Origin of the sequence: Kitasatospora sp. NPDC085879 (assembly GCF_040686255.1) — a bacterium.
Lineage (GTDB): Bacteria > Actinomycetota > Actinomycetes > Streptomycetales > Streptomycetaceae > Kitasatospora.
Genome location: NZ_JBFBJZ010000031.1, coordinates 37,664 through 52,232, shown reverse-complemented (window position 1 = coordinate 52,232; position 14,569 = coordinate 37,664). Strand labels below are relative to the sequence as shown.

14 protein-coding genes are annotated in these 14,569 nt (G+C 75.4%); 7 read left to right on the top strand and 7 right to left on the bottom strand.

Going from position 1 to position 14,569, the window contains the following annotated elements; translation table 11 throughout:
- The first annotated feature begins 107 nt into the window (after positions 1–107).
- The 3 genes from AB0P35_RS23350 (at position 108) to AB0P35_RS23340 (ending at position 3,111) form a co-directional block, all read left to right on the top strand.
- Complete coding sequence (locus AB0P35_RS23350; RefSeq protein WP_363513689.1) at positions 108–1,211, top strand: PQQ-dependent sugar dehydrogenase; 1,104 nt, start codon at positions 108–110, stop codon at positions 1,209–1,211.
- Positions 1,212–1,299: 88 nt separating this feature from the next.
- Entirely contained in the window at positions 1,300–2,121 is an 822-nt protein-coding gene (locus tag AB0P35_RS23345; RefSeq protein WP_363513686.1) for an alpha/beta hydrolase, read from the top strand.
- Positions 2,122–2,199: 78 nt separating this feature from the next.
- Positions 2,200–3,111, top strand: coding sequence for a S41 family peptidase (locus AB0P35_RS23340; protein ID WP_095875913.1), 912 nt, complete (start codon positions 2,200–2,202; stop codon positions 3,109–3,111).
- A gap of 52 nt (positions 3,112–3,163) precedes the next feature.
- On the opposite strand, the gene AB0P35_RS23335 is transcribed toward AB0P35_RS23340, so the two are convergent.
- Positions 3,164–4,741 (bottom strand): glycoside hydrolase family 43 protein, encoded by a 1,578-nt coding sequence (locus tag AB0P35_RS23335; RefSeq protein WP_363513682.1) that lies wholly within the window; start codon positions 4,739–4,741, stop codon positions 3,164–3,166.
- A gap of 226 nt (positions 4,742–4,967) precedes the next feature.
- Between AB0P35_RS23335 and AB0P35_RS23330 the strand changes: the two genes are divergently transcribed.
- Positions 4,968–6,050 (top strand): methyltransferase domain-containing protein, encoded by a 1,083-nt coding sequence (locus tag AB0P35_RS23330; RefSeq protein ID WP_363513679.1) that lies wholly within the window; start codon positions 4,968–4,970, stop codon positions 6,048–6,050.
- A gap of 134 nt (positions 6,051–6,184) precedes the next feature.
- Positions 6,185–6,766 carry a DUF6434 domain-containing protein gene (locus AB0P35_RS23325; protein WP_363513676.1) on the top strand — a complete coding sequence of 194 codons (582 nt, stop codon included), beginning with the start codon at positions 6,185–6,187 and terminating at the stop codon, positions 6,764–6,766.
- Between the two features lie 15 nt (positions 6,767–6,781).
- On the opposite strand, the gene AB0P35_RS23320 is transcribed toward AB0P35_RS23325, so the two are convergent.
- Positions 6,782–8,089 (bottom strand): YncE family protein, encoded by a 1,308-nt coding sequence (locus AB0P35_RS23320; RefSeq protein ID WP_363513673.1) that lies wholly within the window; start codon positions 8,087–8,089, stop codon positions 6,782–6,784.
- A gap of 149 nt (positions 8,090–8,238) precedes the next feature.
- On the opposite strand from AB0P35_RS23320, the gene AB0P35_RS23315 reads away from it, so the two are divergent.
- Positions 8,239–8,907, top strand: a complete 669-nt coding sequence (locus tag AB0P35_RS23315) for a TetR/AcrR family transcriptional regulator (RefSeq protein WP_363513670.1) — start codon at positions 8,239–8,241, stop codon at positions 8,905–8,907.
- A 49-nt stretch (positions 8,908–8,956) separates the two neighbouring features.
- On the opposite strand, the gene AB0P35_RS23310 is transcribed toward AB0P35_RS23315, so the two are convergent.
- Positions 8,957–9,439, bottom strand: a complete 483-nt coding sequence (locus AB0P35_RS23310) for an ArsI/CadI family heavy metal resistance metalloenzyme (protein WP_363513667.1) — start codon at positions 9,437–9,439, stop codon at positions 8,957–8,959.
- Between the two features lie 87 nt (positions 9,440–9,526).
- Between AB0P35_RS23310 and AB0P35_RS23305 the strand changes: the two genes are divergently transcribed.
- A complete protein-coding gene (locus tag AB0P35_RS23305) occupies positions 9,527–9,850 on the top strand; it encodes an ArsR family transcriptional regulator (RefSeq protein ID WP_363513664.1) in 324 nt (107 codons plus the stop codon).
- Positions 9,851–10,068: 218 nt separating this feature from the next.
- Here AB0P35_RS23305 and AB0P35_RS23300 read toward each other — a convergent pair whose 3' ends face one another.
- The 4 genes from AB0P35_RS23300 to AB0P35_RS23285 form a co-directional block, all read right to left on the bottom strand.
- Positions 10,069–10,371: a DUF4193 domain-containing protein gene (locus tag AB0P35_RS23300; protein ID WP_095875906.1), complete on the bottom strand. Its 303-nt coding sequence runs from the start codon at positions 10,369–10,371 to the stop codon at positions 10,069–10,071.
- Between the two features lie 102 nt (positions 10,372–10,473).
- Positions 10,474–11,733: a SpoIIE family protein phosphatase gene (locus AB0P35_RS23295; RefSeq protein ID WP_363513661.1), complete on the bottom strand. Its 1,260-nt coding sequence runs from the start codon at positions 11,731–11,733 to the stop codon at positions 10,474–10,476.
- 124 nt (positions 11,734–11,857) lie between these two features.
- Positions 11,858–12,502: a hypothetical protein gene (locus tag AB0P35_RS23290; RefSeq protein ID WP_363513658.1), complete on the bottom strand. Its 645-nt coding sequence runs from the start codon at positions 12,500–12,502 to the stop codon at positions 11,858–11,860.
- A 139-nt stretch (positions 12,503–12,641) separates the two neighbouring features.
- On the bottom strand, positions 12,642–14,546 hold the full coding sequence (locus AB0P35_RS23285; protein ID WP_363513811.1) for a hypothetical protein: 1,905 nt from the start codon (positions 14,544–14,546) through the stop codon (positions 12,642–12,644).
- Between the last annotated feature and the right edge of the window lie 23 nt (positions 14,547–14,569).

The following is a 14,569-nucleotide window of genomic DNA, read 5'->3' as shown; positions in this document are numbered from 1 at the left end:
CGGGTAGGCGCGCCCGCCCACCGGGCGGGATTCGCCGCGCAGGCTGTGGTGAGCTGGACGGGGCGCCGCCGGGACGACCGGGCGGCGGGACCCGTCGGGAGGCCAGCGTGAAGCCGCGCACCGTGACCGCACTCGCCCTGCTGCCAGCACTCTGCGCCGTGCTCGCCGGCTGCGGATCCACCGACTCGCCGCCCGCAACGGCCGCATCCACCGGCCCCGCCGGGTCGGCGTCCGGCACCGCCGGGGCGGCCGCCACGATCGCCGACCGGCTGGACACACCCTGGGGCGTCGCCCGCCTGCCGGACGGCGCCCTGCTGGTCGGCTCCCGCAACACCGGGCGGATCCTGCGCATCGACCCGCATACCGGCGCGCGCGCCGACGTCGGCACCGTCCCCGGCGTGGCCGCGGCCGGCGAGGGCGGCCTGCTCGGCCTGGCCCTCGGCCCCGAAGGCCGGCTGTACGCCTACCTCACCGCCACCGACGACAACCGGATCGTCCGCTTCGGCTACGACCCGTCCCGCCCCGCCGGCGCCCGGCTCACCGACCCGGCCGTCGTGCTCACCGGCATCCCCAAGGGCAGCAACCACGACGGCGGCCGGATCGCCTTCGGCCCCGACGGCCTGCTCTACGTCGGCACCGGCGAGAGCGGCCGCCCCGAGCTCGCCCAGGACCGCACCTCGCTCGGCGGCAAGATCCTCCGGATCACCCCCGACGGCGACCCCGCCCCCGGCAACCCCTTCCCCGGCTCCCCGGTGTACTCGCTCGGCCACCGCAATGTGCAGGGACTCGCCTGGGATCCCCAAGGCCGCCTGTGGGCCTCCGAGTTCGGCCAGAACACCTGGGACGAGCTCAACCTGATCACACCCGGCGCCAACTACGGCTGGCCGGTCGTCGAAGGGAAGGCCGGCCGCGCCGGCTACGCCGACCCCGTCACCCAGTGGCACCCCGCCGACGCCTCGCCGAGCGGTATCGCCTACGCCGACGGCGCGATCTGGATGGCCGGCCTGCGCGGCCAGCGCCTCTGGCGGATCCCGCTGAACGGCGACGGCACGGTCGGCACCCCCACCGCCGTCCTCGACCACACCGACGGCCGGCTGCGCACCGTGCTCGCCGCACCGGACGGCACCCTGATCGTCACCACCAACAACACCGACGGCCGCGGCGCCCCGGGCCCGGACGACGACCGCGTGCTCCGCTACGACCCCCGCTGACCGCCTCCCGACGGCCTGCGGCCGACGCTCCGGGGCGGGACCATCGACGAGGGCCGCCCCGGCGGCCCGTGCGCAGGGGAGGTGCCCCATGGCCGGTCAGGGCCCGGTCACCCGGACGGCGCGCCTGCCGGGCGGGCCGCTGCTCCCGTACGCCGAGCAGGGCGACCCCGCCGGCCCGCCGGTCGTGCTGCTGCACGCGGTGGCGGACTCCTGGCGGGCCTTCGAACCGCTGATGGCCCGGCTGCCCGGGACCCTGCACGTGCTCGCGCCGAGCCAGCGCGGGCACGGCTGCGCGAGCTGCCCGCCGCAGGGCTACCGGCCCGCGGACTTCGCGGCCGACCTCGCGGGCTTCCTGGACCTGCTCGGCATCGAGCGCGCGGTGCTGGTCGGCGCGTCCAGCGCGGGGTTCACGGTGCGCCGGTTCGCGGCGGACCACCCGCGGCGGGTCACCGGCCTGGTCTTCCTCGGCTCGCCCGCGCTGCTCTGCGACAACCCGGCCGCGGCCGCGCTCCGGGAGTCCGTCGCCCGGTTCACCGACCCGCTGGACCCGGTGGCGGTCCGCGCGCTGGTGGAGTCCCTGCCGACCCGGCCGCTGCCGCCGGAGTTCGTCGACCTGATGGTGCAGGAGAGCCTGCGCGCCCCGGCGAGGGTGTGGCGCGACACCCTCCAGGGGCTGCTCGACGAGACGGACCTCGGCGGGCTGGACGGCGTCACCGCGCCGGCCCTGCTGATCTGGGGCGACCGGGACGGCATCCTGCCGCGCGCCGACCAGGAGCGGCTCGCCGCCGCCCTGCCGCGGTCCACCCTCCTCGTCCACGAGGGCTCCGGACACGTCGTCCACTGGGACGACCCCGCCCGGACCGCGACCGACCTCGCGGCCTTCGTCGCGGCCTGCGCCGGCCCTGCCTGACGGACCCTCACCACGACGGTGCGCACACCGCCGGAAACCCCTGGCCGGTGCGGCGCGTCACCGCTACGATCCGGCCATGTGATCGACATCCAGGACATCCTCGACGACGCACTCGCCAAGATCCGTGCAGGGTACGTCTTTCCCGACAAGGTCGACGCCGTCGACGCCGCGATCCGGCGCCGGCTGACGGACGGCAGCTACCAGGGCCTGGCCGGCCCGGAACTGTGCGAGGCGGTGACCGCCCACATCCAGGAGGCCTGCCCGGACAAGCACCTGCGGCTGCTCTGGAACGAGGAGCCGCTGCCGCGCGAGAACGACGACTCCCCGGAGGAGGTGCGGGCCCGCTGGGCCGCCGTCTTCCGCGCCGACAACTACGGCATCCGCCGCGTCGAGCAGCTCGACGGGAACATCGGCTACCTCGACCTGCGCTCCATACCGGGCGCTGCCGAGGGCGGCCGCGCCTTCGCCGCCGCGATGGAACTCCTCGCCCACACCGAGGCCCTGATCATCGACCTGCGCCACTGCCGGGGCGGAGCCCCGGACGGCGTGGCGCTCTGGTGCAGCTACCTCTTCCCGGACGGCGAGGTGCACCTCAACGACATCTACGACCGGGCCACCGACTCCACCCGCCAGTTCTGGACCTCGGCGCACGTCCCCGGCACGCGCTACGCCGACCGCCCGGTGTATGTGCTGACCAGCGACTTCACCTTCTCCGGCGGCGAGGAGCTCGCCTACAACCTGCAGGTCAACGGGCGGGCGACGCTGGTCGGCGAGACCACCCGGGGAGGCGCGCACCCGACCGAGCGGTTCGCGGTGACGGAGCACATCACGGTGACGGTGCCGACCGCCCGCTCCATCAACCCGGTCACCGGCACCAACTGGGAGGGCGTCGGCGTCGTGCCGGACGTCGCGGTGCCCGCCGGCGAGGCCCTGGTCCAGGCGATCGCGGACGCCCTGGACCGGGTGCGTGTGGGCGCGGCCGCCCGCTGACCACGGCCGATCCGGTCCGGCGCCCCGGCGGCCCGCCGCGGCGCCGGACCGGTCAGGGCCCGGTGTAGCGGAACCAGTCGAAGTCCGCGCAGGCGTCGGTCGGGTGCGGTGAGGTGGCGTACAGGCCGACGTGGCTGCCGGTGAACCCGCCCGCGTGCCGGCTGCTGAGGATCCGGCCGTCGACCGCGCCGAGTTCGGCCGCCGGGCCGCCTGCGGGCCCGCAGCGGAAGGCGTACCGCTGGCCCCGGGCGCTCACGCCGAGCACCAGCGGCCCCGCGGGGAGCGGCAGTTCGGTCCGGACGGTGTCCCGGCCGCCGTCCCGCACGGTGAGCCGGGCGACCCGTCCGGCGGCACCGTCGTGGTCCACCAGCAGCCGGACGTGGTGGTCCGGGTCGTAGTACGCCACCAGGCCGGCCTGCTCGCCCGGGGCCGCCGGCCTGAAGTCGAGCGCCGCCTCGGCGGTGAAGTCCGCGTGCTGCTGGCGGCGGCCGACGAAGGCGGGCGTCGCGCACTCGGCCAGGGTCTGCGGCCGCGGGCGCAGCCGCAGGTGGCCCGGCCGCTCGCGCAGGCTGTGGAAGGCCGTCCGCGGCGTCCGCAGCATGCTCCACCGCGGTCCGAGCACGGCCGCGTCGAAGTGGTCGACGGAGTCGGGCTCCGGCCAGGGGTGCGGGGGCAGCGCGATCCGGGTGCGCTCCTCCAGGCGGCCGCTGCCCGGGTTGACCACCGGCCAGCCGTCCTCCCAGACCACCCGGGCGACGAAGGTCTCCCGCCCGAGGTTGGCGTGGCCGCCCCCGCCGTACGGCCGGGAGGCGAGCAGCACCGCGTACCAGTCGCCCGTCGGGGTGCGCACCAGGTCGGCGTGCCCGGCGCCGGTGACGGGGTGGTCCAGCCCGAGGTGGCGGTGGGTCAGCACCGGGTTGCGCGGGTTGTTCTCGTACGGCCCGGCGAGGTGCCGGCTGCGGGCGACGGTGACCGCGTGGTCGTGCTCGGTGCCGCCCTCGGCGACCACCAGCACGTAGTGCCCCTCGTGCCGGTACAGGTGCGGGCCCTCGGCCCAGCGGGCGCCGACCAGGGCGCCGCGGAACAGCACGTGCTCCTCACCGGTGAGGACGCCGCGGTCGAGGTCGATGCCGCGCAGCCAGATCTCCGTCCGGCCGTCGGCGTCGGTCTGCCGGGTGCCGAGCAGGTGCGCGGAGCCGTCCTCGTCGAAGAAGAGCGAAGGGTCGAAGCCGGGCGCCTCGGGCAGCCAGACCGGGTCCGACCAGCGGCCGGCCGGGTCGTCGGCGGTGAGCAGGAAGGTGCCGTCCTGTCGCGGGCCGTCGACCAGGGTGCACACCAGGTGGAACCGGCCGCGGGCGTGGTGCAGCGAGGCGGCGTACAGGCCGCCGGAGGCGCGGACACCGTCCAGGGCGAGCTGCTCCGGGCGGTCCACGGCGTGGCCGATCGGCCGCCAGTGCACCAGGTCGCGGCTGTGGTGCAGGGGCAGCCCGGGGAAGTACTCGAAGGAGGACGTGACCAGGTAGTAGTCCTCGCCGACCCGGCAGACCGACGGGTCCGGGTGGAAGCCCGGCAGCACGGGGTTGCGGGCATCCTGGTGGCGCGGCGCGGCCAGGTCCTCGGGTACGGCCATGGGGGTGCCTCCGCGGGGCGCTCGACAGGCCCGGGCCCGGGCTCGCTTCTCGATGCGCTGCTCGAAAAGTTTCGGAAAGATCTCCGGTCGGATCGCCCCGACCGTACGGCGCCGGTTTCGCCGCCGTCAAGGCCCGGCTCCGGCGGCGGGCCGCCGGAGCCGGCCGAGCTTATGTTGGGAGTGAGTCCCCCGGCAGCCCTGCCGGACCGGCCGGAGGAGGAAGGCCATGGCGACCCCCGAACCCGTCGACGGAGCACTCGACCCCGCGAAACAGGAAGCCTTCGCCGGCCGTATGGTCGACGTCCTCAACGGCGCCGCACTCGCCCTGCTCGCAGGCGTCGGCCACCAGGCCGGCCTGTTCGACGCGATGGCCGACTCCCCGCCCGCCACCAGCGCCGACCTCGCCGCCGCGGCCGGGCTCACCGAGCGCTACGTCCGCGAATGGCTCGGCGGCATGGTGGTCGGCGGCATCGTCGAGTACGACCCGGACACCGGCACCTACCGGCTGCCGCCCGAGCACGCCGCCTCGCTCACCGCCGCCGCCGGCCCGGACAACCTCGCCGGGATCATGCAGTACATCGCGCTCATGGGCGAGGTCGAACAGCAGGTCGTCAGCGCCTTCCGCAACGGCGGCGGCGTCCCGTACTCCGCCTACCCCCGCTTCCAGGCCCTGCAGGCCGAGGAGAGCGCCCGGGTCTACGACCTCGCCCTGGTCGACACCATCGTGCCGCTGGTACCCGGCCTCCCCGAGCGGCTGCGCAGCGGCATCGACGTCCTCGACATCGGCACCGGCCAGGGCCACGCGCCCGTCGTGCTCGCCGCCGCCTTCCCGCAGAGCCGCTTCCACGGCCTCGACCGGGCCGAGGACGGCATCGCCGCCGGCCGCGCCGAGGCCCAGCGCCGCGGCCTCGGCAACGTCACCCTCGCCGTCGGCGACTCCACCCGGATCGGCGGCGAGTACGACCTGATCACCGCCTTCGACGTCATCCACGACCTCGCCGAACCCGCCCCCACCCTGGCCGCGATCGCCACCGCGCTGCGCCCCGGCGGCACCTTCCTGATGGGCGACATCGCCGCCTCCAGCCGCCTGGAGGAGAACATCGGCCACCCCTTCGGGCCGGCCCTCTACTGCTTCTCGGTCTTCTACTGCATGACCACCTCGCTCAGCACCGGCGGCGCCGGACTCGGCACCGTCTGGGGCGAGCAGACCGCCCGCTCGATGCTCGCCGAGGCAGGCTTCGAGCAGGTCGACGTGCGGTCGATCGAGGGCGACCCGCTGAACCTCTACTACGTGGCCCGCAAGGACTGACGGTCCGTCCCGCCGGCGGCGCGACACCCGGGGAACCGGTTCCGGCTCCCCGTGCCGCCGTCGCGCACCCGCCGCAGCGCCGCGGGCGGTCACCCACCGCCGCCGGCCCTCCCGGCCCCGGGCAGAATGGGCGGATGAACGGGGAGAGCGACACCACCACCACGGCACACCCGCCGCGACCGCGGCCGACCACCGCGCTGAGCGGCGCCGAACTGCTGCGCTGGTACTGGACACTGGACGAACTCACCGGCCTGGCCCGGGAGCTGGGCGTGCCGCGGGGCGGCGGCAAGGCGGCGCTGACCGCCCGGCTCGCCGCCGCGCTGGACGGCCGGCCGCTGCCGCAGGCCCCGGCGGCGCGCCGCACCCGGCCGGGGCGGCAGCTCACCGGGCCGGTGGACGGCGACACCGTCATCCCCGAGGGGCAGCGCTGCAGCCAACTGCTGCGGGCCTGGTTCACCGCGCGGATCGGGCCGTCCTTCCACTTCGACGCCCACATGCGCGCCTTCGTCGCCGAGAACGCCGGCCGGACCCTCGACGACGCCGTCCGCCACTGGCACGAGACCCGGGCCGAGGCGGCCGGACCCCGGGAGATCGGCGCCCAGTTCGAGCTCAACCGATTCTTGCGCGGCTGGCACGCCGACCACCCGGACGCCACCCGCGCGGAGGCCCTGGACGCCTGGCGCGCCCACCGGGCCCGCCCCCGCGACACCGCCTGATCCGCCGTCAGCGCCTCAGCCCCCGGCCGGCGAGGTCCACCCGACCGCGACATGGCCGAGCCGGACCCGCTGCGGATGGTCGCCGACCGGCGTCGAGGCGACCTTCCGGCCCGTGGCGAAGTCGATCGCGGTGATCCGGTCGGCCCCGCTCTCCGAGATCACGCAGGACGCGCCGTCCCCGCTGACCGTCGCCCAGTACGGCTTCGAGGCGGCCACCAGCGGGCCCTCCTTCAGGGTGGCCCGGTCCACCACGGTGGCGTAGTCGTCCATCGTCCCGGCGACGCACAGGTGCGCGCCGTCGGGGCTCATCGCGAGGCCGTGGTGGCGGGAGTCGTTCACCCAGGTGGTGCGGTCCGGGTCGGTGGCCGGGTTCGCGGGCAGCGTCGCCACCCGGGTGATCCGGTCCGCGGCGACGTCGTACTCCACCAGCCCGTTGAAGAACGACACCTGGAAGTACAGCATCGAGCCGTCGGGGCTGAACGCGACCGGGCGGACCGCGTCCGAGAGGTCCTGGCGGCCGATCGCGTCCAGCCGCTGCCGCATGTCGATCACCTTGACCTGGCGGAAGGTCTGCGCGTCCACCACGGTGATCTTCCGGTCGCCCTTCGTCCAGTCCAGCCACGGCGCGTCCAGGGCGGTGGTGACCTCGCCGATCGCCATGTTCCAGATCCGGGTGCCGCCGTCGGTGAACACGTTCTCGTGCGGCTTGTCGCCGGTGGAGAAGGAACCGAGCTGCCGGCCCGTGCGGATGTCGAGGACGTGCACGGTGTTCGAGGTCGAGGCGGAGACGGCCACCCGGGTGCCGTCCGGCGAGAGCGCCATGTGGTCGGAGCGGTAACCCGACACCGGGAAGCGCCAGTTGAGCCGGCCGGTGGCCAGGTCAATCGACACCACGTCGGCGAAGCTCGGCCGCGAGACCACCACCGCCGAGCCGTCCGGCGTCGAGTACATGTCGTCGACGAACTGGTCGTGCCCCTCGCCGGGGCCCAGCCGCACCCCCAGGAAGAACGCCAGCTTCACCGGGTTCAGGTAGATCTCGGCGAGCCGCTGCGCCTTGTCCGGGACGACGTCGATCCGCCCGATCCGGGTGAGCGCGCCGGTCGACTCCACCACGTCCGCGGTGCCGTCCCAGTTGTTGCCGACGAACAGCACCTCCCGAAGCCCGTCCGCCGTGGCGGTGGCGGTGGCGGTGGCGGTGGCCGGGAGCGGGGCCGCGCCGGCGCTCGCGGCCCCGGTGGTGAGGACCAGGGCGGCCGCGGCGGCGAGCAGGACGCGGCGTGGCGCGCCTCTGCGAGCGGGCGGGGCGGAGGAGGGTGCGGGCATCGTCGTTCCTTCCGGGTGGTGGTCCAGGGAGGATCTGAAAACGAGCGCGTTCAGATTTTCTACTTGAAAGTAACGTCGGGTGGATGTCCCGACAAGACGGCGGACGCGGGAAAATGAGTGACCGTCAACTGTCGACAGGAGGGGGCGCGGTGACAGGCAGGCTGAGGCAGCCGACCGGCCGGTACGGCGGCAGGTCCGCGGAGGACCGGCAGGCCGAGCGGCGGCGCCGCTTCCTGGCGGCCGGGCTGCAGCTCTTCGGTGACGGCCCCGGCTACCGGGCCACCACGGTGGCCGCGCTGTGCGAGGCGGCCGGACTGTCGAGCCGTCAGTTCTACGAGGAGTTCCGCACCCTGGAGGACGTCCTCGCCGCGCTCCACCTCCAGGTCAACGACTGGGCCGAGGAGGCCGCGCTGGCGGCCCTGGCGGACGCCGACGGACTGCCGGTCGGCGAACGCGCCGCCGCGGTCTTCGGCGCCTACGCGGCGCACGTCACGGGCGACCGCCGCCGACTGCGGATCACCTTCGTCGAGATCATCGGCGTCAGCCCGCGGCTGGAGCGGCAGCGGCTGGCCCGCCGCTCCCGCTGGGTCGACCTGCTGTGCGCGGAGGCCGCCGCGGCCGTCGAGCGCGGCGAGGCGGTGCCGCGCGACTACCGGGTGGCCGCCGCGGCCTTCATCGGCGGCGTCAACGGCCTGCTCCACGACTGGGCCGAGGGCTGGGTGGACGCCACCCTCGACGAGGTCGTCGCCGAACTCGTCCGCATCCTGCTGGGCATCCTCGACGGGCCCCGCACGAGCCCTGCCGCAGCCAAGCGGTGACGCCGCACCGCCCGAGCGGCCCGACGGCCTCCTCGAGGCGGCAGCGCGGTCAGGTCGTGCAGGCGCATCCGGTGGAGGGCTTCGCCTCGGCCGGGCTCCGGGCGGGGTCGTCGGCCTGCTCGTCGGCGGTGCAACAGGCGTCCGGGGCGGCCTTGTCGAGGGTGTCGGCGTCGGCCTTGACGACGTAGACCTCCCAGGGCTCCTTGCCGGGGCCGTGAACCCAGACCTTGTCCTGGAGCGCGTAGCAGCAGGAGGTGTCGTGCTCCTCGAAGGTGGCCAGGCCGGCGTCCTTGAGACGGGCGGTGGCGGCGGTGACCTGATCGGTGGACTCGACCTCGACGCCGAGGTGGTCGAGGCGGGTGTCCTCACCGGCCTCGCCCTCGATCAGGACCAGCTTGAGCGGGGGCTCGGCGACGGCGAAATTGGCGTAGCCGGGCCGGCGCTTCGCCGGCTCGGTGCCGAACAGCTTGGAGTAGAAGGCGATGGAGCCTTCGAGGTCGGCGACGCGCAGGGCGAGCTGTACACGCGACATGGCGGTCTCCCCGTCCGAGGTCTTGTATCGGCAGTTGTCGATGTAGTGAGCTTGCCTCGGGGATTAGATGGCTGTCAACATAGATGCATGTCGAAATCTGGGTTGGTCGTCCTCGGGCAGGACGCCGCCGCGGTCGACCTCGCCCGGATGTTCAAGGCCCTGTCGCACCCGGTGCGGCCGCGGCTGCTGTCGCTGATCGCCTCGTACGAGGGCGGCGAGGCCTGCGTCTGCAACCTGACCGGTCCGTTCGACGTGTCCCAGCCGACGATCTCCCACCGTCTCAACCGGGATCGACATCTCCGCCGAGATCCCGAAGGCCCTGACCGTCGAGACCGTCCGCCCGATCCACGACGAGATCGAGCGCCGCGTTCGCGCCTGCTCGCCGACCTGGAGGTCGAAGCCCGGGCGTGACCGCCTCGTCCGGATCGGCCGGCGGGCGCCGGTCGTCCCGGTCGGCACCCTCGTCGCGCTCGTCCTCGCCGTGATCGAGCCGCTGCGGCAGTTGACGGAGCATCAGGGATACGCCCGATCGAGGCGTACGGAGGCACGTGGACCTGGGGCCGCCGGGCCCGTGGCTCTCCTCGGACCGACCCCGCGGGGCCGTCCGCGGCCGTGCTCCGCCGACGCGATCAGTCGGCACACTCCTTGCAGATCGGCTGCCCGGCGGCGTTCTCGCCGGCGAGCTGGCTGCGGTGCCGCACCATGAAGCAGCTCGCGCAGGTGAACTCGTCCTGCTGCTTGGGCAGGACCTGCACGGTCAGTTCCTCGCCCGACAGGTCCGCTCCCGGCAGTTCGAGCCCCTCGGCCGCGTCGAACTCGTCGACGTCGACCTTGCCGTCGGCCCGTTCCGCCCGGTGGGCCTTGAGCTCCTCGATGCTCTCGTCGGAGCTCTCGTCGTCGCCTTTGCGGGGGGCGTCGTAGTCGGTGGCCACGGTTCCGTCCCTTCGTGGACTGTTTGACCTCGGGGGAGACCAGCCTCCCTCCGGAGCCGTCGGAGCGCACCCGGTGCGGGGCGCACGGTGCGGCCGGGCGGATCAGAGCCGGACGGCGACCAGGGCGATGTCGTCCGTGCCCTGGGGGCCGTCGGCGCCGAGGTCGGCGAGTACGGCGTCCGCCAGGTCCTCCGGGGCGAGGCCGCGGTGCCGCGCGGCGCTGGCGGTGAGCCGTCCCAGCCCGACGTCGATGTCCTCGCCGCGCCGCTCGATCAGGCCGTCGGTGTAGAGCACCAGGGTGGCCCCGGGCCGGTACCCGGCGGTCGCCTCGGAGCGCGGGATGTCGTTCTCCCAGGCGCCGAGCGGCGGATCGGTGGCCCCGTCGAGCACCTGCACGGCGCCGTCCGCGTGGACCAGCAACGGGGGCGGGTGCCCGGCGCTGCTGTACCGGACGGTGCGGGTCGAGCGGTCGACGACGGTCTGCACCGCCGTGGTGGAGAGGGCGCCCTCGATGGTCACGGCGTACCGGGCCAGGGTCTTCAGGGCCTGTGCGGGCTGCCGGGTGGCGCGAAGCGCCGCGTTGAGGGCGCTGTGCAGCCGGCCCATGATGCCGGCTGCCTCCAGGCCGTGGCCGACCACGTCGCCCACCGCGACCCCGAGCAGGTCCCGGTCCAGGTCGACCAGGTCGTACCAGTCCCCGCACACGTTCAGCGCCCGGGTCGCGGGCCGGTAGCGGACGGCCGCGAACGAGCGGTGGGCCGGCGGCACCGCGGGCAGCAGCGACCGCTGCAGGCTCAGCGCCACCTCGCGCTCGCGGGCGTGCGCCTGCCGCAGCTCCTCGTTGAGGTCGGCGAGCTCCTGGGCGCGGGCCAGCAGGTCCGCCGCCATGTGCCCGACCCGGCCGAGGCCGGTCGGGGCCGCGCCGTCCGGGCCGTCCCGGCCGTCGAGGAGGCTCCGGACGAGCGCCGTGACCTCCTCCACCCGGTGCACGATCGCGACCACCTCGCCGTCCGCACCCAGCACCGGCGTGTTCAGCGTGCTCCAGTAGCGCTCATCGAACACCCCCGGCCGGTCGGCATCCTCGACCCCGTACTTCTGCAGCGGCATGCTGTCGCTCTGCCGGGTGGCCAGCACCCGCTCCAGCGAGGCACGCAGCGGTTCGGCGCCGGTCTCGTCGCCGTGCGACGGATCGCCCGGGAAGACGTCGAACAGGAAGCGGCCCACCAGTTCCTCGCGTCGGCGGCCGGACACCCGCAGATAGGACTCGTTGGCGTCCGCCATCACCAGGCCCGGGGTCAGGACGAGCATGGGGCTGGGCGCCGCCCGGAACGCCGCCCCGTAGTCCACAGCCGGCGCGTCCACACCCCTCCTCGGTGGTGATCATCAGGTGGGTGCCCTCAATCTACGCCCGTCACGTGCGTCCCGCCCGGTGCCCCGCCGCAGCTCGGACCACGTGCCGGGGCGGGCACCGGACAGCGGCGGCCGGTCAGGACCGGAGGCGGGTGAACGTGGCCTCGGCGAGGCGGGCCATGCCGTCGAAGACCTTGGCCTGCTGCTCGGCGGTGACGGGAGTGGCGGAGTCGGCGATGGCCGTGATGACCAGCTCGAGGTTGCTGCGGCGGGTCACCAGGTTGAGGTAGACGACCTTGTCGGCGCTGCCGCTGCCCACCCAGCGGTGGGCCTGCTCGCCGACCTTCGGCACGTCGTCGACCTTGCCGTCCCGGGCGTCCCGCGGGGCGGTGTCGGTACGGGACATGCGGTACAGGTCCCGCGCACTGGCCACGTCCCGCCACCAGACGGCCTTGACGTTCACGCTGCCGCCGGAGCGGTTGTCGGCGTTGCTGAGCACCGTGAGGCAGGACGTGCTGGGGCCGCCGCCGAGGGCGGCCGTGCTGTTCTTGCCGGCGCCCGAGGCCTGGCCCATGGAGTCGCGGAGCTGCCCGAGGTCGAGCAGGGCACAGATCTCGTCCTTCGCCGTGTAGGCGCCCGGGCCGCTCTCCTCGGGGGCGGGCGAGCTCGCCGCGGCCGCGTCCCCGCCGGAGCCCGACGAGCCGGAGCCACAGGCGGTGAGCAGGGCGCCGCAGACGAGGACGGCGGCGAGCCGGGCACGTACGGAAGAAAGGTGTCGCATGGGTCCCCCCGGTGAGCGGTCGTCCTGGGTACGCAGGCTGCCACACTCGAACACCTGCGCACACAGGGAATCTGACGAAACATCAATCCTGTCGGGGCGGCGCCCCTGCACGCAGGGGCGCCGCCGTACGGGTGCCGGCTCAGCCGGCCGCCGCCTCCCGGGTGTGCCAGGTCGCCCGGACGAGTTCGCGCTCGGCGGCGGTGAGGTGGAGGGCGGCGGCCAGCCACTGCTCCGCGTAGCGGTCGGCGCTCGGGTCGCCGAGCCGGCCGAAGACGTCGCGCCGGCGCCGGTCGGCCTCCGCGGCGAGCGCCGTCGAGAGCTCACCGGCCGTGCGGAAACCGGTGCGCCGCAGCGCCGCCGCGTCCGTCCGGGCCCCGCCGCTGCGCGCCGACTCGGCGACGGCGCGCCGACCGCCCGCGACCGCCAGCTCCACCAGGCGGCGGACCCGCCACAGCGGGGAGTCGCCCAGCGGGTCCGGCCCGGCTACGACGTCCGGCCCGCAGGCCCCGGCGGCGTCCGGGGCGGGGAAGTGCGCGCCCTGGAGCAGGTCGTAGCCGAGGTCGGCCCGGCCCTGCCACTCGGCCGGGAGCCGCAGCGTGGCCTCAGCCCCCGACAGGGGTGCGACCGCCAGCGGGCGCAGGGTGGCGGCCCGGTCCGGGTCGACCCGGGCGAGCACCCGCACCCGCAGACCCGGGTGGGCGGCGAGCCGGGTGAGGTTGGCGGTGTGCGCCAGGTCCGGGTGGCGGTTGGCGGCGACCAGCCGGACCAGCGGGCCGTGCGCCTCCCCGGTGGCCCGGTCCAGCTCGCGGGCGAGCAGGCTGTCGCCGGATGCGCCGAGCACCACGAGATCGCAGCCGACGGGCCTGCGCAGCACCTCCGCCCGGTCCGGGTCGGCCAGCGGGCCGTCGGCGAGGCGCTCCGAGACGGCCTCCGCCAACGGACGGGCGAACAGCGCCGCCAGCGGGCCGGAACCCCAGTCCAGCCCCGCCGCCGGGTTGGCCCGCACGCCCCGGCCCGATCCGAGCCGGCCGTCCGCGGAGACGGTCGCACCCGAGATCAGCAGCCCGCCACGGGACAGCTGCGCGTGGTCCAGGGCGGCCGCGCCGACCGAGACCGGCGCGGTGCCGGCGCCGCGGGCCCGGGCCGGCCCGCCGGGCTTGATGTCGGCCACCGACAGCCAGCGGCCGTCCTCGGTGACCAGGTGGGTCACCACACCGCCGTACCCGGTGGCGGTCAGTACCGGCTCCCGGCAGACGCCGTGCACCCGCAGCGCGCCACCCGGCTTGTAGGCGCGGCGGGCGGTGCCGAGCACCGCACGGTCGGTCGGGCCGGAGCGCAGCAGCGCCGTGGTGAGCAGCAGCTCGCGCAGCGCGGCCGCCAGGTCCGCGGTGCGGTGGCTGCTGTACCGGGCGCGGGCGCCGCGCAGGCCGCGGACCACCCGCAGCGCGGCGGCCTCCGCCCGGTGCAGGTCGGCCAGCCGCGCGGTGTGCGCGGCCCGCAGCAGCTCGGCCTGCGGGACGGCGCCGGCGGCCGGCACGCCCGCGGCGTGCACCGCGGCCGCCGCCGCCCACAGGCCGGCCGCGGCCTGCACCTGGGCGGGCGTCGGCTCGACGGTGTCCGACTGCTCCGGCTCCGCGGGCGCCGTCGGCCCGGCGGGCGCGACCGGGGCGGCGTCCGCGCAGGCCTGGGCCGGGTCGTCCGTCGCGGCTTCTGCGCCGGCCGCGGCCGCGGGCGGGTCGGCGATCGGGCAGCAGCCGAGCACCGCCGCCCGGTGCAGGCAGCGCGGGGCGAGCAGGCAGCTGCACTGCGCGTGCCCCTCCTCGGCCACCGTGCCGTCCGGGCCGGGCAGCAGGGTGACGACGGCGTCCTCGCCGCACCGCACGGCCACGCCCGCGCCGTCCGGTGCGGGTGCCACGGGCAGCCCGGCGTACTGCTCGATCGCGGCGTCGAGCTTCTTGCGCAGCCGGGACGTCAGGGACTCCACCGCGGCCGCCAGCACCTCGGGTGCGACGGGCGGCAGTTGGGGGGTGTCGGCAGCGGTCATCGCGGTCTCTCCGGTCATCGCCT